Genomic DNA, 22,620 nt, shown 5'->3' with positions numbered 1-22,620 from the left:
GCGGTCAGCCCGCCGCGTACACGTCCTCGACGTAACGCCCGGCCTGCACCAGCCCGTCCAGCCACTGTTCGGCGGCGGCCTCGTCGGCGTCCGGCGTGCGCTCCCGGTACAGGGTACGGAACGCGTCCCGCACGCCCGGCGCCATTCGCGAACCGTCGCCGCACACGTACACCCGGGCGCCCGCGTCCAGCAGTTCCCACACCTCGTCGGCCTCGGCGGCGATCCGGTGCTGCACGAAGGCCGCCCCGTCCGGGGCGCCTGCGCGGCCGGGACGTGCTGGAGCTGTTCCGGCCGCAGGAGGCGACTCAGGTCGAGCGGATCGCGCAGGCGCTGCGGCTGCGGCACCGCTCGCGCTACCAGGTGCCGGTGCGCTGGAAGGCGCCCGGCGGAGTGCGGCGGTACGGAGAACTGACGGCGGACCCGGTGAGCGACAGCATCGAGCTGACACCGGCCCTGCTGGTGATGCTGCACGTACGGGGGGAGCGCGAGTCGCCCGAGCCCGAGGAGGCGCCGGCACCTGTCACACCGGTCGAGGCCCGCATCCTGGCGATGCTCGCGAGCGGCGCGACCACGGCCCTGGCCGCCCGCGACACCGGCCTCACCGTGGACGGCGTCACCTATCACCTGCGGCGCCTGTCCGCGCGCTGGGGCGCGGCGAACCGTACGGAACTGGTCGCCCGGGCCTACGCGCTGGGTGTGCTGGCCGCCGGGGTGTGGCCCCCGGCAGCCGCCGCCGTGTCGGAGGACGGGGCCGCGTCGGCCAAGTGAGCCGCGTCGGCCCTTCCTGCCCGAGCCGCGACGCCGGAACGAGCCGTCCCTGCCCCTTCCGGCGCCCCGAAGCGGGCCAGCGTGTGCCACACCATCTTCAGGTCCTGCGGTGCGTACCGTCCCGTGCGGGCCGCGTCACCGATGATCCGGGGATCGATCCGGCCGCCCTGGGCGATGTGCGCGCCCAACTGCGCGTACTCCTGCCCCCGGTAGTCGGCGTGGCGGCGCAGTCCGGCCACGGTGAGCCGGTAGCCGGGGTGCCATGCGACGGGACAGGGCAGCAGGCCGGCCGCCGTCTCGACGGGCGTGCCGCGATAACTCGCGTCGAGGACGAGCGCCTCCACGTCCCGGGCAAGCACGACGCCGCCGTGGACCTGGGCCTCGATGTAGTCGTTGAGGGCGTCCTGCTCGTCCGCCTCGGCCAGCGCGATCAGGGACATGCCCGCCGCGACGCCGAAGTCGGCCGGCTCGGCCGCGCTGTCGGGGTAACAGAAGGTGGCGCGGGCGAGCGCGGCGCCGGTGAGACGGAAGTGGGACGAGCCGAACCTCGGGGCCGCGCCGACGATCTGACGGCGGAAGTCCAACGCGCCGTACACCGGCCGGTCGTGAGCGTCCGCGTCGTCGTAGACCCCGCCGAAGATCCGGCTCTCCCAGCGCCACCGGTCGCCGCCGGGGTGCGCGGTCAGGCCGCCGTTACCGGTGCCCGTGACGAACTGCGAGTGATACGCGCCGTCCCGGGCGAGCGCCCTCAGGACGGTCAGCCCGCCCACCGCGCGGTCCGGGTGGAAGTTCAGCGTGATGCGCAGGTCGGCAGCAACGGCCGGCCCCTTCGAGCCCGCCGTCACGTGCCTGAGCGCGGCCCGCGCCCGCGGCGCCACCACGTCCGGGAAATCCACTGGCCTCTCCCCCTCGCGCCTGCCTACCCTGACCATCAACCTAATACCCCTAGGTTTCACTGCATGAGCACGAGCACGAGCCCCCAGGAGACTCCCCCATGAGATCACTCACCGAGCACGACATCCGCACCTCGTTCGTCAACTGCTCGAAGGGAGAGGCCAAACGCCTGCCCCTCCCCCGGGACCTCGGCGAACGCCCCTGGGACGACCTGGACTTCCTGGGCTGGCGGGATCCCGGAGCGCCCGACCGCAGTTACCTGGTCACCGAGCGGGAGGGCCGGGCGGTCGGCGTCACCCTGCGTTTCCCCTCCTCCCAGCGCGGCTTCCTGCACCGCAGCATGTGCTCGCTGTGCCTGACCACCCACCCGGGCGGCGGCGTCTCCCTGATGACCGCCCGCAAGGCCGGCCCGGCGGGCCGCGAGGGAAACTCGGTGGGCCTGTACATGTGCACCGATCTGGCGTGCTCCCTCTACCTGCGCGGCAAGAAGGCCCTGGAATCCGGGTCCCGCTTCGAGGAGAGCCTGACCCTGGAGCAGCAGATCGTCCGGACGAGGGGCCATCTGATCGCCTTCCTGGACAAACTGCACGCCTGACCGGGCAGCCGTACGGCGGCCTGGCCCACCTCGCGCACCCCAGGCACCCGACGCTGGAGCGGAATGGCAGACTACGTTTCCTTGCCGACAGTTTCCGTCCTCAATGAGTACCTTCGGTACATCCGTGGAAGGGGACAGTCCGAGGATGCGAGACGTACGGGAGTGGACGACGTCCCTGGTGCGCTTGGTGAAGCGGCACCGGGACCCGGTCGTCGTACAGGCGCTGCGGTCGTCGGCCGCGGCGACGATCGCGTATGTCATCGCGCTGCGCCTCAGCCCTGAAGCAGCTCCGCTCACCGCGCCGCTCACCGCGCTGCTGGTCGTCCAGGTCACCCTCTACTCCACGCTCACCACCGGTATCCGACGGGTGAACTCCGTGGTGGCGGGGGTCTTCGTCGCCATCGCCTTCAGTCTGCTGGTGGGTCTGACCTGGTGGAGCCTCGGGCTGCTGATCGTGGCGGCGCTGGCCGTCGGGCATCTGGTGCGGGTCGACGAGTTCGTGCCCGAGGTGGCGATCAGCGCGATGCTGGTGCTCGGGGTCACGACCGTCGGGGACACAGCGTGGGCGCGGGTGCTGGAGACCCTGATCGGCGCGGTCGTCGGCCTGGGCTGCAATCTGCTGTTCGCCCCGCCGGTGTGGGTGGGCGAGGCCGGGGAGTCGATCGAGGGGCTGGCCCGCCGGGTGCGGCAGTTGATGCTGAGCATGGGCGAGGAGGCCGCGGGCCGGACGCCCGTCGAGCATGCGACGGCCCGGCTGCACGAGGCGCGCCGGCTCGACCACGACATCGTCGAGGTGGACGCGGCCCTGCGGCAGGCCGAGGACAGCCTGCGGCTCAATCCGCGCGTGAAGGAGGGCCTGCTGCACCGCGTGGTGCTGCGCACCGGCCTGGACACGCTGGAGATCTGCACGGTCGTGCTGCGGGTGCTCGCGCGCACCTTCACCGACCTCGCGAAGGAGCGCGACTCCGAGCCCCTTCCGCGCTCCTTCGCGCCGGAGACGGGCGCCGCCGTGGAGCGGCTGCTGTCGGAGATCGCGGATGCCGTGGTCAGCTTCGCGGTCCTGGTCACCACCCCGGTGAGCCTGAACGCCGATGCGGCGGAGTCCCGGCTGACCGCCGAGTTGCGACAGGCCGCGGCCACCCGCGACAAGCTGGCCCAGCTGCTGCTGGAGGAGGTCCAGCGTGACGCCCGCCAGTGGCAGCTGCTCGGTGCCGTGCTCACCGAGGTGAACCGGATCCTCGACGAGCTCGACACCGAGCACCGCTCGCGCCGCCTCCTGGAGGAACTGGACCGCGTCTCCCGCGAGCAGCGCGAACGCATGCCGCGGCTCACCCGGCTGCGGGAAAGTCTGCACGTGCCCGAGCAGCTGCGCCGGAACCGGACGGGCGCCGAGCGGCGTTCAAGGTGAAGAAGTCACCTTGAGGCGGCGTGCCTCCGGGGCGGGGACGAAGGGGGCGGGTCGATGACCGACACCACCGTGCGGATCGACGGGAACACACTGCGGCTGCCGGGCGGTGCGGCGGTGCGGTTCGTGCGCACGCTGCGGCTGCCCGAGACGGGCACACATCCGCTGCCGCCGGGGCTCGGCGAGTTTCCTGTGCGGCGGGTCTCCGACTACCCGGACACCGTCCCCGAGCAGTGGCGGGCGCGCGGCGGCGTGATGCTGCCGGTGTACCTGCGGGAGGCGATGTGGCTCAGCTTCTCGGGCACGAGGGAACCGGCCGCGTTGCAGGTCGGGGTGGGCAAGGTGTGCGCCGTCTCCGGCAGGCCGTGGAGCGACCGGCTCGCGCGTGATCCGCAGAACTACGTCGTGCTGCCGCGCCAGCCGTGGCTGGACGGCATCAACTCCGGGAAGGGCACGGTCCGCCAGTTCGTGGCGGTGCCGCTGGGTCTCGGCGCGACCGTCGAGGGCCAGGTCACGGGCGAGGAGGTGTGGGGCGGCGTACAGCTGCAGTCGTTCCCGCTGAGCGACGGGCCGCTGGCCCGGTGGCGCGAGGAGGAGCGGCTGCGGGCCGAGCGGGCGCGGGCGATGCCGGCGCCCGGCAAGAGCTACGGAGCGGCCATGCCCATGGCGATGGCGCCGGCAGCTCCCGCCGCGACCGCGGGCCCGCCGCGGGCCGCGGCCGCGATGGGCCTCGGCGTGGGCGGTTCGATGCGCCAGGAGGTCTACCGGGACGACCGGCCGCTCACGGACTGGGCGGAGCAGCCCGCGGGGCGGGTGTTCGTGCACCTGGTGACACCTCCCGAGTGGCGCCGCATCACCGGCGAGGCGCCCCCGCCCTCGCCCGTGGACCGTGCCGCGTACACCCGTGCCGGGCTGCCCTGGTTCGACTACTACGACCAGGACGCCGAGGACCTCACGGCCACGGACACCCTCCAGGGCGTCAAGCCGGTCGGCGACTGGCTGGGAGACGACCACGAACCCTGGCAGCAGCCTTCGGCGCAGCAGGTGCAGCCGCTGAAGGACGCGCCGGGAAAGCCGGTCGAGGACGGCGACTGGTAGGCGACAGACCGACGGGTTGTTGCGTCATACGCAACGCGTGATGCCGTTGTTGCACGTGACGGGTGATCCACGTCAAGGTGGCTGTCGCGAGGGAACGACGACCTGAGGTGTGCACATGGGCAGTGAGGGCTGGAGCAGGCGCCGATTCGTCGGCGCCCTGACAGGGGCGGGTGCCGCGGCCGTACTGCCCGGGTGCGACGACGCGCCGCCGCCCGCCGACCCGACGGCCGCCGGGACGCGGACGGGAGCCGCCGAGGCGGCTCCGAGCGCTCCGGCCCGGAGCCGCACGCCCTCCGGCCCCCGCCCGCTCTACCTCGGCACGTACACCTCGGTGGAGGGCGGCGGCACCGGCCTCGGCCTGGCCACCTACGACGCGGCGAGCGGCCGTATCAGCAGAACCGGCACGCTCGCCGGCGTCGGCGACCCGTCGTACCTCGCGGTGCATCCGGACGGGGGCACGCTGTACGCGGTGAACGAGCGCGAGGCGGGCGCGGTGACCGCTGTCCGGCTCGCCGACCGCAGGGTTCTGGGGAGCCGCGGCACCGGCGGCGCGGGCCCCTGTCATCTGTCCGTGCATCCGGGCGGGCGCTGGCTGCTCAGCGCCAACTACGCGTCCGGCAGTGTGGCCGTGCACCCGATCGACGCCTCGGGCGCGCTCGGTGAACGTGCCGAGCTGGTCACGCACTCCAGTCCGGCGCCCGGACCGGGTCAGGAGGGGCCGCACGCCCACCAGTTCGTGACGAGTCCGGACGGCGGCCATGTGCTCGCCGTCGACCTGGGCACGGACACCGTGTACACCTACCGCCTGGACGAGAGGACCGGCCGGCTCGGCGAGGTCGCGCAGGCGCACACCCGGCCGGGTGCCGGGCCGCGTCACCTCACCTTCCACCCCGGGGGGCGGCACGCGTATCTGGCCAACGAGGTCGACGACACGGTCGCGGTCTGCGCGTACGATCCGGACGGCGGCCGGCTGACCGTCGGCGAGGCCCAGTCGACGGGTACGGGATCGGGCACGAACTATCCGGCGCAGATCCTGGTGACGTCGAACGGCGCGTACGCCTATCTCGCCAACCGGGGCCACAACAGCCTCACGCGGTACGCGGTGGAGGCGGACGGCGCCCGGCTCCGGCTGCTCGACACGGTCGCGGTGTCCGGTGACTTCCCGCGACAGATCGCCTTCTCGCCGGACGGGACGCTGCTGTTCGCGGCGAACCAGAAGTCCGGCACGGTGAGCGTCTTCCACGTGGACGAGGGCAGTGGTGAACTGCGGCTCGCGGGCGAGCCGTTCGCGTCACCCGTCGCCGTCTGTGCGCTGCCGCTGTAGCGCCCGCGGGCAGGTGGCGGTGCCGGCCTGGGTGAGCAGGACGTGCATCCGCTCGGTGAGCTGGGCGACGTCGTCGGCCGGCCGGTGGAAGGCCAGCCGTACGTCACCGTGGGCCCGGGCGCGTTCGATGCGCAGCGTCAGCCCGTGCCGGTCGACCGCCAGGGGCTGGACCCGGACCGCGCCGTGCAGGCTGTCGGAGTCGACGAGGCGGGTGAGCCGCTCGACGGCGTCGGCGTGGCAGTCGGCGAGGTGCGTGAGCAGCCGGGCCTCGGCCGTGGCCAGCGGGTCGGGTGCGGCGGCGGCGAACTCGTCGAGGGCCACGACCACCGCGCCGGACGCCAGGCGCAGCACCACCCGGGTGGCCTGGAAGGCCAGATGGCCGTCGTCGGGGACGAACCATCCCGCCATCCACAGCCGGGCGCGGATCCGGTTGCCCACGGGGACGGGCGCGACGTCGGCGAACTCCAGGACGGCGGACGGCTCCCCGCGGGGCGCGCAGATCGCGGCCGTGAGCAGGGTGCTGTCCTCGCGCACGTGCAGGAGCACCCGCCCGTCCTCGGTCACGGTGTGCGCGCCGACGAACTCCTCGCGTCCGCCCTCCGCGGTCACCGCGCAGGACCACGCGGCGGCGAGCACCGACCGGGCCCGTTCCGCCGCGGAAGGCGCGGCCGTCCAGGTTTGACTGTCACCCATCCCGAAACCTCCTTAGGTAAGCCTTGCCTAACTTATCGAAGATCAGGGCTGAAGCCAACCACGGGCGGCGACGAATGTCCCCGGGACGGGCCGAACGGCCGGGCCGGCCGGATCAGATGACGCCCAGCAGCGCCCGGGCGCACAGGTCCCGCACCTGTTCCCGGGAGAGGTCCGAGCCGCGAAGCCACTCCAGACTCACGGCGGTGATGAACCCCAGCCAGCCCCGGACGGCCAGCTGGAGGTCGGGCCGCGTCTGCGCGAGCGGGCCGAACTCGGGATCGGCGGCCAGGGTTGCGAGAATCTGCCGCTCCTGTGCGGCCAGCGCCCGCCGGTAGACCCTGCGCACGGACTGATCGCCCGAAGCGTCGGCGCGGTGGAAGGCGCGGTAGCCGTGCGCATGGGTCCGGACGTACTCCAGATACGCGTCGAGGCCGGCGGCGAGCTGCTCGCGCACCGGCACCCCGGGCACGGCCGCCGACATCCGCAGCATCCGCTCGCTCTCGCGCTCCACCACCGCCGCGAAGAAGTCCCGCTTGGTCGGGAAGTAGTGGTAGAGCAGCCCACGCGACACTCCGGCGATCTCGGCGACCTGCTCGATCCACACCTCGTCGTACGGGCTCTCCGAGAACAGCCGCTCCCCCACCGACAAAAGCTGCTCCCGGCGCTCCTCGGTGCTGAGCCGGCGGCGTGCGCCCTGGTTCGCGGCCATGCCCGCACTTTACTTGACGTCGGTTCAACAGCGGGACCAGACTGGAACGCGCTGTTGAACCGACGTACAACAGTCCAACCGGCCGCTGCGTCAAGGGAGATGGGGCCATGGCTCAGACCACGACCGAGGCCGGGCTGCCCGCCGGATTCCGCGGCGCGGAACAGGGCTGGCCGGAGCTGCACCGCATCCCGCACCCGCCGCGCCGGATCCCCCTGCTCGGTGACGTGATCGGCGTCGACAGGCGCACCCCCCTCCAGGACACCTTGCGGTACGCCCGGCAGCTGGGGCCGATCTTCCGGCGCAAGGCGTTCGGCCGGGAGTTCGTGTTCACCTGGGGCGCCGGCCTCGTGGCCGACCTGGCGGACGAGTCCCGGTTCGCCAAACACGTGGGTCTCGGCGTCGCCAACCTGCGGCCGGTCGCCGGGGACGGACTGTTCACCGCGTACAACCACGAGCCCAACTGGCAGCTGGCACACGACGTCCTGGCCCCGGGCTTCAGCCGGGACGCCATGGAGGGCTACCACGCGATGATGCTGGCGGTGGCCGGCCGGCTCACCGGCCACTGGGACCGCGAGCTGGTGGCGGGCCGGGCGGTGGACGTGCCCGGCGACATGACCAAGCTGACCCTGGAGACGATCGCGCGGACCGGCTTCGGGCACGACTTCGGCTCCTTCGAACGCGCCCGGCCGCACCCCTTCGTGACCGCGATGATCGGCACGCTCACCTACGCGCAGCAGCTGAACAGCGTGCCCTTCCCGCAGTTGCTGCGCCGGGCCGCCCGTCGCAACGAGGCCGACATCGCGTACCTCAACCGCACGGTCGACGACCTGGTCCGCGCCCGGCGTACGGCGGGCGGGGACGGCGGCTCGGACCTGCTGGACCGGATGCTGGACACGGCCCGCCCCGAGACCGGCGAGCGGCTGTCCGCGACGAACGTGCGCCGTCAGGTCATCACCTTCCTGGTCGCCGGTCACGAGACCACGTCGGGCGCGCTCTCCTTCGCCCTGCACTACCTCGCCCGGCACCCGGACGTCGCCGCCCGGGCCCGCGCCGAGGTCGACCAGGTCTGGGGCGACACGGAACGGCCCGGCTACGACCAGGTGGCGAAACTGCGGTACGTGCGCCGGGTGCTGGACGAGACACTGCGACTGTGGCCGACGGCGCCCGCCTTCGCCCGGGAGGCCCGGCACGACACGGTGTTGGCCGGGACGCATCCCATGCGGCGGGGCGCCTGGACGCTGGTGATCACGCCGATGCTGCACCGCGACCGGGCGGTCTGGGGAGCCGACGCCGAGGAGTTCGACCCGGACCGCTTCGAGGCGAAGGCCGTACGGTCGCGCCCCCCGCACACCTTCAAGCCGTTCGGGACGGGGGCGCGGGCGTGCATCGGGCGGCAGTTCGCGCTGCACGAGGCCACCCTGGTCCTCGGCCTGCTGCTGCGCCGCTACGAGCTGCGGCCCGACCCGGACTACCGGCTGCGGGTGACCGAACGGCTCACGCTGATGCCGGAGGGGCTGCGGCTGCACCTGGAACGGCGGGCAGCCACCACCACGGACCCGGTGGCCGCGACCGCCGTCGAGGCGGCTTCCTCAGAGCCGCGCTGTCCAGTGCGCGGGGCGGGTGACTGACTGCGGCAGCCGGGTGCCCGCGCTGCCCCGGGCCGCGTTCAGCTGTGGCTGGGTGAGGAAGAAGGCGTCGGTCAGGTCCGCGTCCGTCAGGTCGGCGTCACGCAGGTCGGCGCCGATCAGGTCCGCGCCGCGCAGGTCGGCGCCGGTGAGGTCGGCGGCGATGAGGTAGGTGCCGCGCAGGTTGGCGCCCCGCAGGTCGGCGCCCCCCAGGCGGGCGCCCATCAGGTCCGCGCCGCGGCGGTTCTTCTTCTTGCCGGGTATGCCCGCCCGGGCCAGCTCACTGGTCCTGAGCAGGAGCACGTTGACCTCCTGCCGGTGTGCGCCGACGTCCAACCGGCCGAGCTCCTCGGGGGTTTGCCGGGTAAGCGCCTCGGTCTGCTCCAGCGCCCGGCCGAGGTCGGCGTGGACCGGGCGGGCGGCGGGCAGGGCACGCGCCTCGGTGAGGTACCAGAGCAGTTCGTGGAGCTGACGGACGACCGGGAAGACGTCGGCCATGCGCCGGGCGTCCTCGCGCGAGCCCGTACGCCGGTCCCGGCCGCCGAAGGTGACCTGTGAGACCTTCTGGCCGGCGCCGAAACAGTCGTAGACCGTACAGCCGGTGAAGCCCTCGGTGCGCAGCCTGGCGTGGATGCCGCAGCGGTGGTCGCCCCGGAGGTTCGGGCAGGGTTTCCCGGCCTCCTTGTCGATGGCGAAGTCCGCCGACGCGGCGAAGGGCAGGGCGACGCAGCACAGACCGAAGCACTGCTCGCAGTCGCCGCGCAGCCCGGCTCGGTCGGTCATATGGTCTGACATGACCTCCAGCGTACTTTCCCGCAGGTCATGCCCCGGGCCGCGTCCGTCCGGCGCCGGGCCGAGGTGCGTGGGCCGGAAATCTCACCGAGGGAATTCCGGCCTTGTGGGGGCCTCCTCATCCAACGGAAAACAAGCTCGGCTACCACTGAGATACGAGCCGAACGTGGCAGGAGCCGTACCCGGACCGAGGAGAGACGTCATGTGCAGCCACCAGTCGCCGTGTCCTTCCGCCGACAGCCCCGACCACCAGTCCGCCGTGATCGTGGCGGCCCACCCCGAACAGGGCTGGAGCCTGCTGTGCAACGGCGCCATCGTCTTCGACGACACCGGTGAACTCCTGCCCGACGGAAGGGTGTTGAGCCCGCACCGCACGCCGGGCACGCCGGCCGTGGCCGCCTGACTCAGCCGGTCGCGCCCGGCACGTCGAGGCCGGCCAGGCGCTCGGGGTCGGCCAGGATCTGCATCCGCACGATGCGGCCGTCCACGACGGTGACGCCCATGACCGACTGCAACTGCCCCTCGTGGGCGTGGAGCAGGCCGATCTCGCCGTTGACGAGCGCCAGTTGGGCGAACGGGGCGAACTGCCGGAACATCATCGCCTGTCCGGCCACCGCCTTCGCGCCCCGCACCAGCTTGGAGGCGGCCGCACCGCCGGCCAGAACCCCGGAGTCGACCCGCAGCACGATGTCGGGGTGGAGGACCGCGAGCAGCGCCTCGAAGTCTCCGGCGCGGCTGGCGGCGAGGAAGGCCTCGACGACCTGGCGTTGCCTGCCGAGGTCGGGTTCGGCGGAGGGTGCGGCCCCCTGCACGCGGCGCCGGGCCCGGCTGGCCAGTTGGCGGGTCGCGGCGGGACTGCGCTCCAGGATCGACGCGATGTCGTCGAACGGCACCGCGAACATGTCGTGCAGCACGAACGTGAGGCGCTCCGCGGGCTCCAGGGTCTCCAGGACCACCAGGAGGGCCAGACCGACCGAGTCGGCCTGAAGTGCCTCCTGTTCCGGGTCGCTCGGCGTCAGGGGCCGGATCACCGGGTCGGGAACGAAGGTGTCGTCGAGGGGGTCCTCGCGGCGCACGGTGCGCGAGCGCAGGAGGTCGAGACAGACCCGGCCGACGACGGTGGTCAGCCAGCCGCCTAGGTTGTGGATGTCGGCCGCGTCGGTGCGGCTCAGTTTGAGCCAGGTCTCCTGGACGGCGTCCTCCGCCTCGGCCAGTGAGCCGAGCATGCGGTAGGCCACCGCCCGCAGATGCCCACGGTGTTCTTCGAAGCGGTCCGCGAGAAGCTCCGTGCCGTTCATGCCGTCCCCCAAGACGATCCCGGTGCCATGTGAAGGCATGATGATCCCATCACACGCGCACCGGGCAGTGAACGTCTTCTCCTCAATACCGCTGTGCCTTGGCCAGTTTCGGCGTCAGGACCGGCTCGGCCGGCTTGCGGCTGACGGCGAGCGGCTGGGCCTTCTCGCCGGGTTCGAGGTCCTCGGCGCCGACGTACCGTCTCTCGACGACCTTGCCGGAGTCGTCGAGGAAGTCGACCTGGGCGGCGTACGACGCGGTCGTGTCGGTTTTGTTGGTGATGGTGACGACGACGGCGAGCAGGCCGCCGGTCTCCGAGCGCGGCATGCCGGTCATGGAGACGTCGGACATGGCATTGCCCTGCCCCTCGACGTCCTTGAGCTCGGTCTCGGCGGCCCGGTTGGCACGCTCCACCTCGGCCGACACCGAGGCCTCGAAGGCCTCCGCGGCGGCCGAGGCGGAGGACGCCGCCGACTTGAGGGGGGCCGGCGGCGTGCCCGAGAAGGAGGCCGTGTCGGGGGCGGTCGGCCGTGCGGTGGCCGGCTCGTCCGCACTGTCGTTGTCCGTGCCGCACGACACCAGGGCGAGCGCGGCGGCCACCGCCAGTGCGACACCGGCCGACCGGGACCGGACGAGAGTGACGATGGGTTCGGGCATCCGAGCCTCCTGAGCCGCCGAGCCGACGAAACGCACCTTATGCCGGAATCTCCGGCCCGGCATGTCGGCTCGGCCCGGCCTCTGGCCTCGCGGATGTCAGACCTCGTCCGGGTGTCAGGCCTCGTCGCGGGTGAGTGCCAGCAGCCGGTCCAGCACGCGCGGGCCGCCCGCCCGCACACCGTCGTGTTCGAACTCGTCGGTGACCCAGGTGCGCAGACCGCGGATGGCGCGGGCCGTCTCCAGGGAGTGGGTCGCGTCGACGTACATGTCGTCGTGGTAGACGGCCGCCGCGACCGGCACCTCGTTGGCTGCGAGGCGGGCCCGGTCGTACAGCGGGGGCCAGTCGGTGCGGGCGGCGAGGAGTTCGGCGGTCTCGCGCAGGGGGCGCAGCGCCGGGTCGCAGTCGAACATCCAGGGGTGCACGGACTCGCCGGTGAACAGCAGCGGTCTGTCGCCCGCGAGGGTCTTGGCGGCGTCGAAGCCGGGGAACTCGGCGCGGACGCGTTCGGCCGCCCAGGCGGTGGGGCGCCGGTCCTGGCCGTAGATGGCCTCGTGGACCAGGGCGTACAGGGGGTGGCTCGCGTACGACAGGAGGGACTGGGCCTCTTCCTGGAACGCGTCGGACAGGACGGGGCCCTGCGGGGTGCGGACGAAGGCGCCTTCCAGGAGGAAGTGCAGGCGGTGGCTGCCCTCGCCGCCGCCGAGGAGGATGCCGAGGGACTGGAAGGCCTCGGCGGTGAGCCGGTAGCCGCCCGGCAGGACCGGCTCGTGCGGCAGGACGTACTCGGCGATCCGGCGGGCGCGGTCGACGTCCTGCGGGTAGCGCTCGTAGTGCGCGGTGACCTTGCGTTCGATGCGCGGGAAGGCGGCCCGGTAGACGTCGTCGGCGTGCGCGTCGAGCGCGGGCAGACCGCCGGTGATGACGACGGCGCTCAGTCCTTCGGGGGCGGTGGACAGGTAGGTCACCGCGCAGAAGCCGCCGAAGCTCTGGCCGAGGACGGTCCAGGGGGCGCCGCCGGTGACGGAGGGGCGGATCGCCTCGCAGTCCCGGACGATCGAGTCGGCGCGGAAGCGGGTGAGGTAGTCGGCCTGTTCGGCGGGGCCGCCGCGCAGCGGGAGGGTCTGGCGGTTGGCGGGGGTGGAGTGGCCGGTGCCGCGCTGGTCCAGGAGCAGGACGCGGTACTCCTTCAGGGCGCGTCCGAGCCAGGCCGGCTTGCCGACGAAGCGGTTCGCCCCGAAGCCGGGGCCGCCCTGGAGGTAGACCAGCCATGGCAGGTCCTGGCCCGTCTTGTCGCTCGCGACGACCTCGCGGGCGTAGAGCTCGATGCTCTCCCCCGCCGGGTCGTCGTGGTCGAGGGGTACGGTGAAGTGGCGGTCGGTGAGGACGACGCCGGGCTGACGGTAGGTGAGGGTCAACGGGGCTCCCGGGACGGACGGACTGCGGGCCGCGTCCCAGTTCAGCACATGTTCGTCCGGCCACCGACCCCCAAGATCATGAAATCCTACTGAACGGGTGGTCAGCGCGCGGAGAGGCTGGAGCGGCGCACCACGAGTTCCGGCTGGAGCACGACCCGCCGGTGTTCGTGCCCCCGCGGCGAGGTCTCCTCCTCCGTCTCCTCCAGCAGGAGCTCGGCGGCCAGGGCACCCATGGTGACGGCGGGCTGGCGGACCGAGGTGAGCGGGACGGCCGCGGCGGCGGCGAACTCGATGTCGTCGTAGCCGACGATCGCCAGTTCGTCGGGGACGCCGACACCGGCCGCGTACATGGCCTGCAGGACCCCCAGGGCGAGCAGGTCGTTGGCGCAGAACACGGCGGTCGGACGGTCGCCGAGGCCGAGCAGGCGGGCACCGGCGTCCCGGCCGGCGGCCACGTCGAGGCGTTCGGTGGGCAGTTCACGCAGGGCTTCGGGGCCGAGTCCGGCCTCGGCCAGCGCGTTGAGCGCGCCGGTACGGCGGTCGCGGACCTGGTTGAGGCCGGGCGGGCCGCTGACGTACGCGATGGAGCGGTGTCCGGCGTCGACGAGGTGGCGTACGGCGAGCGCGCCGCCCGCCACGTCGTCCACGGAGACCGAGCACTCGGTGGTGCCCTCGGCGACCCTGTCGACGAGGACGAAGGGGATGCCGTGGCGCCGGAACGACTCGATGTTGCGGCCGGTCGCGTCGGCGGGGGTCAGCAGGACGCCCCGCACCCGCTGCTCGGCGAAGAGGGAGAGGTAGTCCGCCTCCTCGCCCGGGCTCTGGGCGCTGTTGCAGACCATCACGCCCAGGCCGGCCTCGCGGGCGGCCCGTTCGGCACCGCGCGCGACGTCGACGAAGAAGGGGTTGCCCATGTCGAGGACGAGCAGGCCCATGATCCGGCTGCGGCCCGCGCGGAGCTGGCGCGCGGACTCGCTGCGGACGTAGCCGAGGCGGTCTATCGCGGACAGGACCCGCGCCCGGGTCTCGGTGGCGACCGTGTCCGGACGGTTGATGACGTTCGAGACGGTGCCGACGGAGACTCCGGCGGCACGGGCGACGTCCTTGATACCCACCGACTGGGCCATCGGGCGGAGACCTCCAGAGAGATGAGGAGCGGCGGGTGCGCGTTCACACTACCTTCGTGGTTGTCACGCGCCCGCCACTGCGTCGGTCACGGTTTCCCGGTCCCGACGGTACGGATCAGGCGGGCAGGCTGAAGTTGATCGAGCGGAGCGCCGAGGGCGTCGTGCCGCTGGACTTCTCCTGGTACATGACCGACAGGTAGTGGTCCGCACCGATCCGTGACTCGTCGAACACGACCTCGCCGAAGGCGTTCAGGCCGGCGCCGACGCCGTCGTAGAGCATCGTCCAGTCGGTGTACCCCGAGGCAGCGGACGCGGCGGCGATCCGGAGGAAGGGGAAGATCGCGTAGGCGTTGTCGTACTTGTCGAGAAACAGCTTGGTGCGCTGGCTGGAGTTCAGCGGCACCGGTATCTCGGTCTTCTGCCAGGTGCCGGAGGCGTTCTTGCGGACGTGGAAGGCACGGCCGCTGTTGGTGCGGTTGGTGACGTAGTTCGTCGTGCACTGCCCGAAACGGCCGGGGACGTAGCTGATGATGGCGTGGGGGCGTCCCGCCGAGTCGGTCCACTGACTCTCCTGGTTCATCAGGGAGTGGTCCGGGTTCAGCGAGTCGATCACCAGTCCGCTGTCGGTGACGGCGACCTTGTCGGAGCTTCCGGTGGTGCCGACGACGGTGCCCGCGTTGTTGCGCCAGGTGCGGCCGCGGTCGTCCGAGTAGACGTAGCCGGTGTCGTGGTTGGTGATGCCGCCGCTGTTGCACATCACGGCGCCGTTCTGCTCACGCCAGGTGAAGAAGGAGTGCAGGCGCCCGTTCGTGTCGTAGTCGATGCCGTGCAGGTACATGTTGCGGGCCGTGCTCGAGCCGTGCTCGCTGGTGTAGGTGCCGGTGGAGCTGCTCCACTCGCCGAGGTTGGTCCAGGACGTGCCGTCGTACTCGGCGATCGCGTTGCGGCCGTTGCCGGAGATGGCGACGCGGTAGCTCAGCTGGAGCTTGCCCTCGGGCGTCGAGATGAACTGCGGGTAGGTGAACTGCGAGGTGAGGGCGAGGCCGTCGAGGGTGGACTGGGGAGCGCCGAAGCGGCTCGTGGTCCAGCTCAGTCCGCCGGGGTTGTCCATGAGTCCGGCCACCGACTTGACGTAGGTGAAGCCGTCGCTGTGGGAGTCCATGTTGAGGTGCAGCCGGCCGTCGACCTTGGAGATGCCCATGGAGATGACATTGTGGGAGTCGTCGTACCGGAGGGTGTGACCGACCTTGACGGTGGACCAGGTGTTCGAACCGAACACGCGGCGGCCGACGACGGCGTTGCGGTCGGCGGTGTACCAGACGGCGTACTGGTAGCCCTTGTAGGTCAGCATCGCGTTTTTTTGGAACGCGTTGTTGTTGACCAGGCCGTTGTACGACACGAAGAAGAGGGCCTGGGTGTCGAGCGTGGTGGTGCCGGTCTGGGTGACCGAGGGGCCGGGGTCGGCGGCCCGTGCGGTGCCTGCGGCGAATACGGGGGTCATCACGGCTCCGGCGAGGGCGGCGCCCAACAGCGTACGTCTGTTCATCTCGGGGGGACTCCATTGTCGGCGAGGTGAGCGAGGGGATCAGGCAGGGGGGCGAGCGGGCGGGGTCAGGCGAGGTGGAACACCTCGGTGAGCGGTTTCATGGCCTCGTCGGGCCGGGCGCCGTCGAGGGATTCGAAGAAGGCACCCATCTCGGCCTGCCAGCGGGCGTTGACCTCGGTGGCCTCCATGCCCGCCTTGGCGGCCTCGAAGTCCTCGGTCTCCAGGTAGCCGACGAGCAGTCCGTCGTCGCGCAGGAAGAGCGAGTAGTTGTGCCAGCCGGTGGCCGAGAGAGCTTCGAGCATCTCCGGCCACACGGCGGCGTGCCGTTCGCGGTACTCGTCGATCCGGTCCTGTCGGACTTTGAGCAGGAAACAGACGCGCTGCATGAGGTACCGCTCCTTAGCGGGGTGTGGAAGAGGACTGACGACTAGAAGTTGAACTGGTCGATGTTGTCCTTGGTGAAGACGGTCGGCTTGCCGAGGCTGATCACGCCGTCCTTGCCGATGGTGAACTCGCCCATGTCACCGGCGGTGAAGGTCTCGCCCTCCTGACCGGTGATCTGGCCGGAGACCAGCGCCACCGACGTACGGGCGGCCAGCTCGCCGAGCTTCGACGGGTCCCACAGCTCGAAGCCCTCGACGGTGCCGTTCTTGACGTACTTGCGCATGTCGTTCGGGGTGCCGAGGCCGGTCAGCTTGACCTTGCCCTTGTACTTGGAGCCCGACAGGTACTGAGCGGCGGCCTTGATGCCGACGGTGGTCGGGGAGATGATCCCCTTCAGGTTCGGGTACTCCTGGAGCAGACCCTGGGTCTGCTGGAAGGACTTCTGGGCGTCGTCGTCACCGTAGACGGTCTTGACGAGCTTGATGTCCTTGTACTTCGGGTCCTTGAGCTCGTCCTTCATGAAGTCGATCCAGACGTTCTGGTTCGTCGCGGTCTGCGCGGCCGACAGGATCGCGATCTCGCCCTTGTAGCCGATCTGCTCGGCGAGCAGCTGGACCTCGGTGCGGCCCAGGTCCTCGGCGCTGGCCTGCGAGACGAAGGCGTTGCGGCACTCCGGCTTGGTGTCGGAGTCGTAGGTGACGACCTTGATGTCGTTGCTCATGGCCTGCTTGAGCGCGGTGCACAGGGCGCCCGGGTCCTGCGCGGAGACGGCCATCGCGTCGACCTGCTGCTGGGTCAGCGTGTTGACGTAGGAGACCTGGCCGGAGGTGTCCGTGGCGCTGGACGGGCCGACCTCCTTGTAGCTGGAGCCCAGCTCCTTCAGGGCCGCCTCGCCGCCCTTGTCTGCGGAGGTGAAGTACGGGTTGTTGACCTGCTTGGGCAGGAAGCCGACGGTCAGGCCCTTCTTGAGGGCGGCGTTCGGGTCGGCCTTGCCGGCGGAGGCCGCGGAGGCGGTGCTCTCGCTCTTCACGTCCTCCTTGGTGGTGCCGCCGCAGGCGGTGGATGCCAGGGCGAGGGAGGTGACGGCGGCGAGGACCGCACAGGAGCGGCGGAGGGTTGACTTGCGCATGAGGGTTCCTTAGTCACTGAGGGACGGGCGGGTGAGCGTGTGCGAGGTCGGCGGTGGGGGGCCAGCCGTTCAGGAGACTGGAGTGGGCGCCTTTGGCACCGGCGCTGAGGCGGCTCTACGGCCGGCCCTCGCGACGGAGATCTGACGTGCGACCCGGGGGCCGAGCACGGAGAGGACGAGCAGGACGCCGGTGACGACGATCTGCGACTGGGCGGAGACGTCCGAGAGGCTCATCACGTTCTGCAGGGCGCCCAGCAGGAAGACTCCCGCGATCGCGCCGCCGAGCGTGCCCTTGCCGCCGTCGAAGTCGATGCCACCGAGCAACACGGCCGCGACGACCGAGAGTTCGAGGCCCGTCGCGTTGTCGAAGCGGGCACTGGCGTAGTGCAGGGCCCAGAAGATGCCGGTGAGGGAGGCCATCAGGCCGGTCACCGTGAACAGGAGCAGCTTCTGCCGCTTGACGCGGATGCCGGAGAAGCGCGCGGCCTCCTCACTGGCGCCGATCGCGTAGAGGGAGCGCCCGAAGGGGGTGAGGTGCAGGGCGACCACGGCGATGACGAGCAGCACCAGGAAGGGGATGAAGGCCTGCGGGACGAAGCTCTCGCCGATCCGGCCGGCCGCGAAGTCCAGGTACTGCGTGGGGAAGTCGGTCACCGCGTCGGAGCCGAGCACGATCTGTGCGATGCCCCGGTAGGCCGCGAGGGTACCGATGGTGACGGCGAGGGAGGACAGGCCGAGCCGGGTGACCAGCAGGCCGTTGATCAGTCCGCAGACCACGCCGAGGAGCAGGCAGATCGGGATGATCGCCTCGATGGTCATGCCCTGGTTCCACAGGGCGCCCATCACCGCGCCGGACAGACCGGCGGTGGAGGCGACCGACAGATCGATCTCGCCGGCGACCACGAGCAGCGTCATCGGGAGGGCGATCAGCGCGATCGGCAGGGTGTTGCCGATGAGGAAGGACAGGTTGAGCGCGTTCCCGAAGCCGTCGACGGTGGTGAAGGACAGCAGGAGCACGACGATCAGGAGCGCGCCGACGGCTGAATCCCACCTCTTCAAGGCGGACCAGCGCCTCGCGCGCGACAGGGTGGAGTCAGCCATGGCGGGCGTTCCTCTTCTTCAGAGCGGCCGCCACCCGCAGCGCGACCACACGGTCCACGGCGATGGCGAGGATGAGCAGGATGCCGTTGATCGCGAGCACCCAGACCGAGCTGACGCCGAGGGCGGGCAGCACGCTGTTGATGGAGGTCAGCAGCAAGGCCCCCAGGGCCGCCCCGTAGACGCTGCCGGATCCGCCGGTGAACACGACGCCACCGACCACGACCGCGCTGACGACGGTCAGTTCGTAGCCGTTGCCCGTGCCGGAGTCGACGTTGCCGAACCGGGCCAGGTACAGCGCGCCCGCGAGTCCGGCGAGGGCGCCGCAGAAGGTGTACGCGACCAGGATCCGCTTGCGCACCGGGATGCCGGCGAGACGGGCGGCCTCCGGGTTGGAGCCGAGCGCGTACAGCTCGCGGCCGCTGCCGAAGTGCTTCAGGTAGTACGCCGTCGCCACCAGCACCACCACGGCGATCAGCGCCAGGTACGGCACCGCGGAGAGTCCGCCGGAGCCGAAGTCCACAAAGCCGTCGGGCAGGTCGGCCGCGGTGATCTGCCGGGAGCCGACCCAGATCGAGTCGATGCCCCGGATGATGTAGAGCGTGCCGAGGGTCACGACGAGTGCGGGTACCTGGCCGAGGCTCACGAGAAGGCCGTTGAGCAGGCCGAAGCCGATACCCAGCAGGACCGCCAGGGCCACGGCCACGACCGCGTTCCCGCCGCCCTGGAGATACGTACCGGCGGCGAAGGCGCTGATGCCGAGGGTGGAGCCGACCGACAGGTCGACGTTCCGCGTGATCACGACCAGCGACTGGCCGACGGCGACCAGCACCAGGATGGTCGCGTTGAGCAGCAGGTCCTTGATGCCCTGCTCGGTCAGGAACTCGCTGTTGCCCAACTGGGTGATGACGATCATCACCAGGAAGACGGCCAGGATGGCCAGTTCACGCATCTTGAAGACGCGGTCCACCAGCCGGGTGCCACTGGACTTGGGCACCTCGGTGACGGGGGTGTTCTGAGGGGTGGTCACCGTCATGCGGCGGCCCTCCCGGTGGCTGCGGCCATCACGGATTCCTCGGTGGCTTCGGAGCGAGGGATCTCGGCGGTGAGCCGGCCCTCGTGCATCACGAGCACGCGGTCGGCCATACCGAGGATCTCGGGCAGGTCGGAGGAGATCATCAGCACGGCCACCCCGTCGGCGGCGAGCCGGCTGAGGAGGCGGTGCACCTCGGCCTTCGTACCGACGTCGATGCCCCGGGTGGGCTCGTCGACGATCAGCACCTTCGGGCCGGTGGCGAGCCACTTGGCGAGGACGACCTTCTGCTGGTTGCCGCCGGACAGGGTGTTGACGGTGTCGGCGATCCGGGCGTACTTCACCTGGAGCCTGACGGCCCAGTCGAGGGAGCGGCTGCGCTCGGCGCCGCGGTCGACGAGGCCGGCCTTCACCGTCGTACGGAGTCCGGTGAGCCCGATGTTCCGCTCGATGGACATGTCCATCACCAGGCCCTGGGCGCGGCGGTCCTCGGGGACCAGGGCGAGCCCGGCGGACATGGCGGTGGAGGGGGCGCCGTTGGTGAGCGCCTTGCCGTCGATGTCGACCTCGCCCGCGTCCCAGCGGTCGATGCCGAAGACGGCGCGGGCGACCTCCGTACGCCCGGCTCCGACGAGGCCGGCCAGGCCGACGATCTCGCCGCGGCGGACGTCGAAGGAGACGTCGGTGAAGACGCCCTCGCGGGTCAACCGGCGTACGCTCAGCGCCACTTCGCCGGGCTCGACCTCCTGCTTGGGGTACAGCTCGTCGAGGTCGCGGCCGACCATGCGGCGGACCAGGTCGTCCTCGGTCATCCCGTCGATCGGTTCGCTGGATATCCAGGCGCCGTCGCGCAGCGTGGTGACCCGCCGGCAGATCTGGAAGATCTCCTCCAGGCGGTGGGAGATGAAGAGGACGGCCGAGCCCTGCTCGCGCAGGGTGCGGACGACGCCGAACAGCCGGGCCACCTCACTGCCGGTGAGAGCCGCCGTCGGCTCGTCCATGATCAGGACGCGGGCGTCGAAGGAGAGCGCCTTGGCGATCTCGACGATCTGCTGGTCGGCGATCGACAGGCCGCGGGCGGGACGGTCGGGGTCGAGCTCGACGCCCAGGCGCTGCATCAGGGCCAGGGTCGCGGCGTGCGTGGCCTTGTGGTCGATCCGGCCGAGAGCGCGCCGTGGCTGGCGGCCCATGAAGATGTTCTCTGCGATCGACAGGTCGGGAAAGAGCGTGGGCTCCTGATAGATCACGGCGATACCGGCGTCGCGTGCGTCGCCGGGGCCGTGGAAGAGGACGGGCTCGCCATCGAGCAGCACCTGGCCGGCGTCCGGTCGGTGGACCCCGGCGAGCGTCTTGATGAGGGTGGACTTGCCCGCGCCGTTCTCACCGGCGAGGGCATGTACCTCGCCTGGGAACAGCTCCAGGGAAACGTCCCGCAGTGCGCGCACCGCTCCGAAGGACTTGGAAACGTCCTTGAGCGACAGCACCGGGGCCGGACCCGCTTCGGACGGGTGGGTCATGGGGTCTCCTCGACAACGCCGGCGGAGGCCGTCTCAGCGTCATGAAAGGTTTCAACTCGGTTGCCGGGACGTTAGGCATGCAGCGCATGTCACGTCAATGGTTCCGTGTCGAAAACATTTCGATACGGGTAGGTCACGGCGTGGTCACGAGCAAAAGTCTGGGTCACAGGGCTTGACACCCCTTCAGGGGGCTCATAGCTTCGCCTTTTGAATCGTTTCATCACGAAGCCCTTTTCAGAAGGCTTTCCGACCCGACGTCACAGGAGCCCCGAAGTGACCGAACTCGCCGCCGTGAAGGCCGCTCTCAAGACCCAGGCAGTGGAGACGCCGTCGTGGGCGTACGGGAACTCGGGGACGCGTTTCAAGGTGTTCGCGCAACCGGGTGTCCCCCGCGATCCATGGGAGAAGCTCGCCGACGCCGCGAAGGTGCACGAGTTCACGGGCGTGGCACCGACGGTCGCTCTGCACATTCCCTGGGACAAGGTGGACGGCTCCGACGGATACCCAGAGCTGGCGAAGTTCGCCGAGGAGCGAGGCGTGAAGCTCGGCGCCATCAACTCGAACACGTTCCAGGACGACGCCTACAAGCTGGGCAGCATCTGCCACGCGGACCCGGCGGTGCGGCGCAAGGCGCTCGATCACCTGCTGGAGTGCGTCGACATCATGGACGCCACCGGTTCGCGGGACCTGAAACTGTGGTTCGCGGACGGGACGAACTACCCCGGTCAGGACGACATCCGGGAGCGGCAGGACCGGCTCGCGGAAGGTCTGGCGGAGGTGTACCGGCGGCTGGGCGACGACCAGCGGATGCTGCTGGAGTACAAGTTCTTCGAGCCGGCCTTCTACCACACCGACGTACCGGACTGGGGTACGGCCTACGCCCACTGCCTCAGGCTCGGCGAGAAGGCCCAGGTGGTCGTCGACACCGGGCACCACGCCCCGGGGACCAACATCGAGTTCATCGTCGCCACGCTGCTGCGGGAGGGGAAGCTCGGCGCGTTCGACTTCAACTCGCGGTTCTACGCGGACGACGACCTGATGGTGGGGTCCGCGGATCCCTTCCAGCTGTTCCGGATCATGTACGAGGTGATCCGCGGGGGCGGGTTCACGCCCGAGGTCGCGTTCATGCTCGACCAGTGCCACAACATCGAGGCGAAGATCCCCGCGATCATCCGGTCGGTGATGAACGTCCAGGAGGCCACGGCGAAGGCGCTGCTCGTGGACCGGGAGGCGCTGGATGCCGCGCAGCGGTCGGGGGACGTACTGGAGGCGAACGCGGTGATCATGGACGCGTACAACACGGACGTGCGTCCGTTGCTTCGCGAGATGCGCGAGGAGATGGGGCTCGACCCCGACCCGATGGCCGCGTACCGGCGGTCCGGGTGGGCCGCGAAGATCGTGGCGGAGCGGGTCGGCGGACAGCAGGCGGGTTGGGGGGCGTGAACGGCTGCATTGCGTCTGCCGGGTAATGCCGGCTGCAGGCTGCGGGCCGTATGTGGCCGGTCGCGCCCACG

At 71.0% G+C, this 22,620-nt stretch carries 21 protein-coding genes and 2 pseudogenes; 8 read left to right on the top strand and 15 right to left on the bottom strand.

All coding sequences use genetic code 11. The features are described from left to right. Positions 1-4: 4 nt before the first annotated feature. A pseudogene (locus KUM49_RS17620) lies at positions 5-256 on the bottom strand (hypothetical protein); the annotation flags it as partial. Between KUM49_RS17620 and KUM49_RS17615 the strand changes: the two are divergent. Continuing rightward, positions 247-768: pseudogene (locus KUM49_RS17615) on the top strand (helix-turn-helix transcriptional regulator); the annotation flags it as partial. The pseudogenes KUM49_RS17620 and KUM49_RS17615 sit on opposite strands and share 10 nt — an antisense overlap. Here the strand turns inward: KUM49_RS17615 and KUM49_RS17610 are convergent. Next, positions 684-1,664 carry a DUF3626 domain-containing protein gene (locus tag KUM49_RS17610; protein WP_308406651.1) on the bottom strand — a complete coding sequence of 327 codons (981 nt, stop codon included), beginning with the start codon at positions 1,662-1,664 and terminating at the stop codon, positions 684-686. The pseudogene KUM49_RS17615 and the gene KUM49_RS17610 sit on opposite strands and share 85 nt — an antisense overlap. Before the next feature lie 98 nt (positions 1,665-1,762). On the opposite strand from KUM49_RS17610, the gene KUM49_RS17605 reads away from it, so the two are divergent. The 4 genes from KUM49_RS17605 (at position 1,763) to KUM49_RS17590 (ending at position 6,084) form a co-directional block, all read left to right on the top strand. Next, a complete protein-coding gene (locus tag KUM49_RS17605; protein ID WP_217237799.1) occupies positions 1,763-2,257 on the top strand; it encodes an FBP domain-containing protein in 495 nt (164 codons plus the stop codon). 145 nt (positions 2,258-2,402) lie between these two features. Further along, entirely contained in the window at positions 2,403-3,665 is a 1,263-nt protein-coding gene (locus KUM49_RS17600) for an aromatic acid exporter family protein (RefSeq protein ID WP_217237798.1), read from the top strand. Between the two features lie 54 nt (positions 3,666-3,719). Further along, positions 3,720-4,760 carry a hypothetical protein gene (locus tag KUM49_RS17595; RefSeq protein WP_217237797.1) on the top strand — a complete coding sequence of 347 codons (1,041 nt, stop codon included), beginning with the start codon at positions 3,720-3,722 and terminating at the stop codon, positions 4,758-4,760. Between the two features lie 115 nt (positions 4,761-4,875). After that, complete coding sequence (locus tag KUM49_RS17590; RefSeq protein WP_217237796.1) at positions 4,876-6,084, top strand: lactonase family protein; 1,209 nt, start codon at positions 4,876-4,878, stop codon at positions 6,082-6,084. Here the strand turns inward: KUM49_RS17590 and KUM49_RS17585 are convergent. Continuing rightward, a complete protein-coding gene (locus KUM49_RS17585; RefSeq protein ID WP_217237795.1) occupies positions 6,052-6,777 on the bottom strand; it encodes a DUF2470 domain-containing protein in 726 nt (241 codons plus the stop codon). The genes KUM49_RS17590 and KUM49_RS17585 overlap by 33 nt on opposite strands. Before the next feature lie 112 nt (positions 6,778-6,889). Beyond that, entirely contained in the window at positions 6,890-7,486 is a 597-nt protein-coding gene (locus KUM49_RS17580) for a TetR/AcrR family transcriptional regulator (protein ID WP_217237794.1), read from the bottom strand. A 107-nt stretch (positions 7,487-7,593) separates the two neighbouring features. Between KUM49_RS17580 and KUM49_RS17575 the strand changes: the two genes are divergently transcribed. After that, positions 7,594-9,114, top strand: coding sequence for a cytochrome P450 (locus KUM49_RS17575; RefSeq protein ID WP_217237793.1), 1,521 nt, complete (start codon positions 7,594-7,596; stop codon positions 9,112-9,114). On the opposite strand, the gene KUM49_RS17570 is transcribed toward KUM49_RS17575, so the two are convergent. Then, positions 9,076-9,906, bottom strand: a complete 831-nt coding sequence (locus KUM49_RS17570) for a pentapeptide repeat-containing protein (protein ID WP_217237792.1) — start codon at positions 9,904-9,906, stop codon at positions 9,076-9,078. The genes KUM49_RS17575 and KUM49_RS17570 overlap by 39 nt on opposite strands. 199 nt (positions 9,907-10,105) lie before the next feature. Between KUM49_RS17570 and KUM49_RS17565 the strand changes: the two genes are divergently transcribed. Further along, positions 10,106-10,306, top strand: coding sequence for a DUF5999 family protein (locus KUM49_RS17565; RefSeq protein WP_217237791.1), 201 nt, complete (start codon positions 10,106-10,108; stop codon positions 10,304-10,306). A 1-nt stretch (position 10,307) separates the two neighbouring features. Here KUM49_RS17565 and sigJ read toward each other — a convergent pair whose 3' ends face one another. The 10 genes from sigJ to KUM49_RS17515 all read right to left on the bottom strand — a co-directional run bounded on the left by sigJ (position 10,308) and on the right by KUM49_RS17515 (position 21,106). Continuing rightward, positions 10,308-11,201, bottom strand: coding sequence for an RNA polymerase sigma factor SigJ (gene sigJ, locus KUM49_RS17560; protein WP_217238233.1), 894 nt, complete (start codon positions 11,199-11,201; stop codon positions 10,308-10,310). Positions 11,202-11,283: 82 nt separating this feature from the next. Beyond that, positions 11,284-11,856 carry an FxLYD domain-containing protein gene (locus tag KUM49_RS17555; RefSeq protein WP_217237790.1) on the bottom strand — a complete coding sequence of 191 codons (573 nt, stop codon included), beginning with the start codon at positions 11,854-11,856 and terminating at the stop codon, positions 11,284-11,286. A 114-nt stretch (positions 11,857-11,970) separates the two neighbouring features. Continuing rightward, entirely contained in the window at positions 11,971-13,272 is a 1,302-nt protein-coding gene (locus KUM49_RS17550; protein WP_217237789.1) for an alpha/beta fold hydrolase, read from the bottom strand. 101 nt (positions 13,273-13,373) lie between these two features. Beyond that, positions 13,374-14,399 (bottom strand): LacI family DNA-binding transcriptional regulator, encoded by a 1,026-nt coding sequence (locus KUM49_RS17545; RefSeq protein ID WP_217237788.1) that lies wholly within the window; start codon positions 14,397-14,399, stop codon positions 13,374-13,376. Between the two features lie 115 nt (positions 14,400-14,514). Beyond that, entirely contained in the window at positions 14,515-15,945 is a 1,431-nt protein-coding gene (locus tag KUM49_RS17540) for a BNR repeat-containing protein (RefSeq protein WP_217237787.1), read from the bottom strand. Positions 15,946-16,010: 65 nt separating this feature from the next. Then, the gene (locus KUM49_RS17535) at positions 16,011-16,331 is read right to left on the bottom strand and encodes an L-rhamnose mutarotase (protein WP_217237786.1); all 321 of its coding nucleotides are present in this window, start codon (positions 16,329-16,331) and stop codon (positions 16,011-16,013) included. 41 nt (positions 16,332-16,372) lie between these two features. Continuing rightward, positions 16,373-17,458: a rhamnose ABC transporter substrate-binding protein gene (gene rhaS, locus KUM49_RS17530; RefSeq protein WP_217237785.1), complete on the bottom strand. Its 1,086-nt coding sequence runs from the start codon at positions 17,456-17,458 to the stop codon at positions 16,373-16,375. 69 nt (positions 17,459-17,527) lie between these two features. Beyond that, positions 17,528-18,559 carry an ABC transporter permease gene (locus KUM49_RS17525; protein ID WP_217237784.1) on the bottom strand — a complete coding sequence of 344 codons (1,032 nt, stop codon included), beginning with the start codon at positions 18,557-18,559 and terminating at the stop codon, positions 17,528-17,530. After that, a complete protein-coding gene (locus KUM49_RS17520; protein WP_217237783.1) occupies positions 18,552-19,592 on the bottom strand; it encodes an ABC transporter permease in 1,041 nt (346 codons plus the stop codon). The genes KUM49_RS17525 and KUM49_RS17520 overlap by 8 nt, the downstream gene beginning before the upstream one ends. Further along, entirely contained in the window at positions 19,589-21,106 is a 1,518-nt protein-coding gene (locus KUM49_RS17515; RefSeq protein ID WP_217237782.1) for a sugar ABC transporter ATP-binding protein, read from the bottom strand. The genes KUM49_RS17520 and KUM49_RS17515 overlap by 4 nt, the downstream gene beginning before the upstream one ends. A 273-nt stretch (positions 21,107-21,379) precedes the next feature. Between KUM49_RS17515 and rhaI the strand changes: the two genes are divergently transcribed. Beyond that, positions 21,380-22,549, top strand: coding sequence for an L-rhamnose isomerase (gene rhaI, locus KUM49_RS17510; RefSeq protein WP_217237781.1), 1,170 nt, complete (start codon positions 21,380-21,382; stop codon positions 22,547-22,549). Positions 22,550-22,620: the final 71 nt, after the last annotated feature.

The sequence above is a fragment of the Streptomyces sp. AC555_RSS877 genome, from assembly GCF_019049245.1.
Classification (GTDB): domain Bacteria; phylum Actinomycetota; class Actinomycetes; order Streptomycetales; family Streptomycetaceae; genus Streptomyces.
Note: the sequence above shows the minus strand (reverse complement) of the source record. Positions and strands in the feature narration are given on the sequence as shown.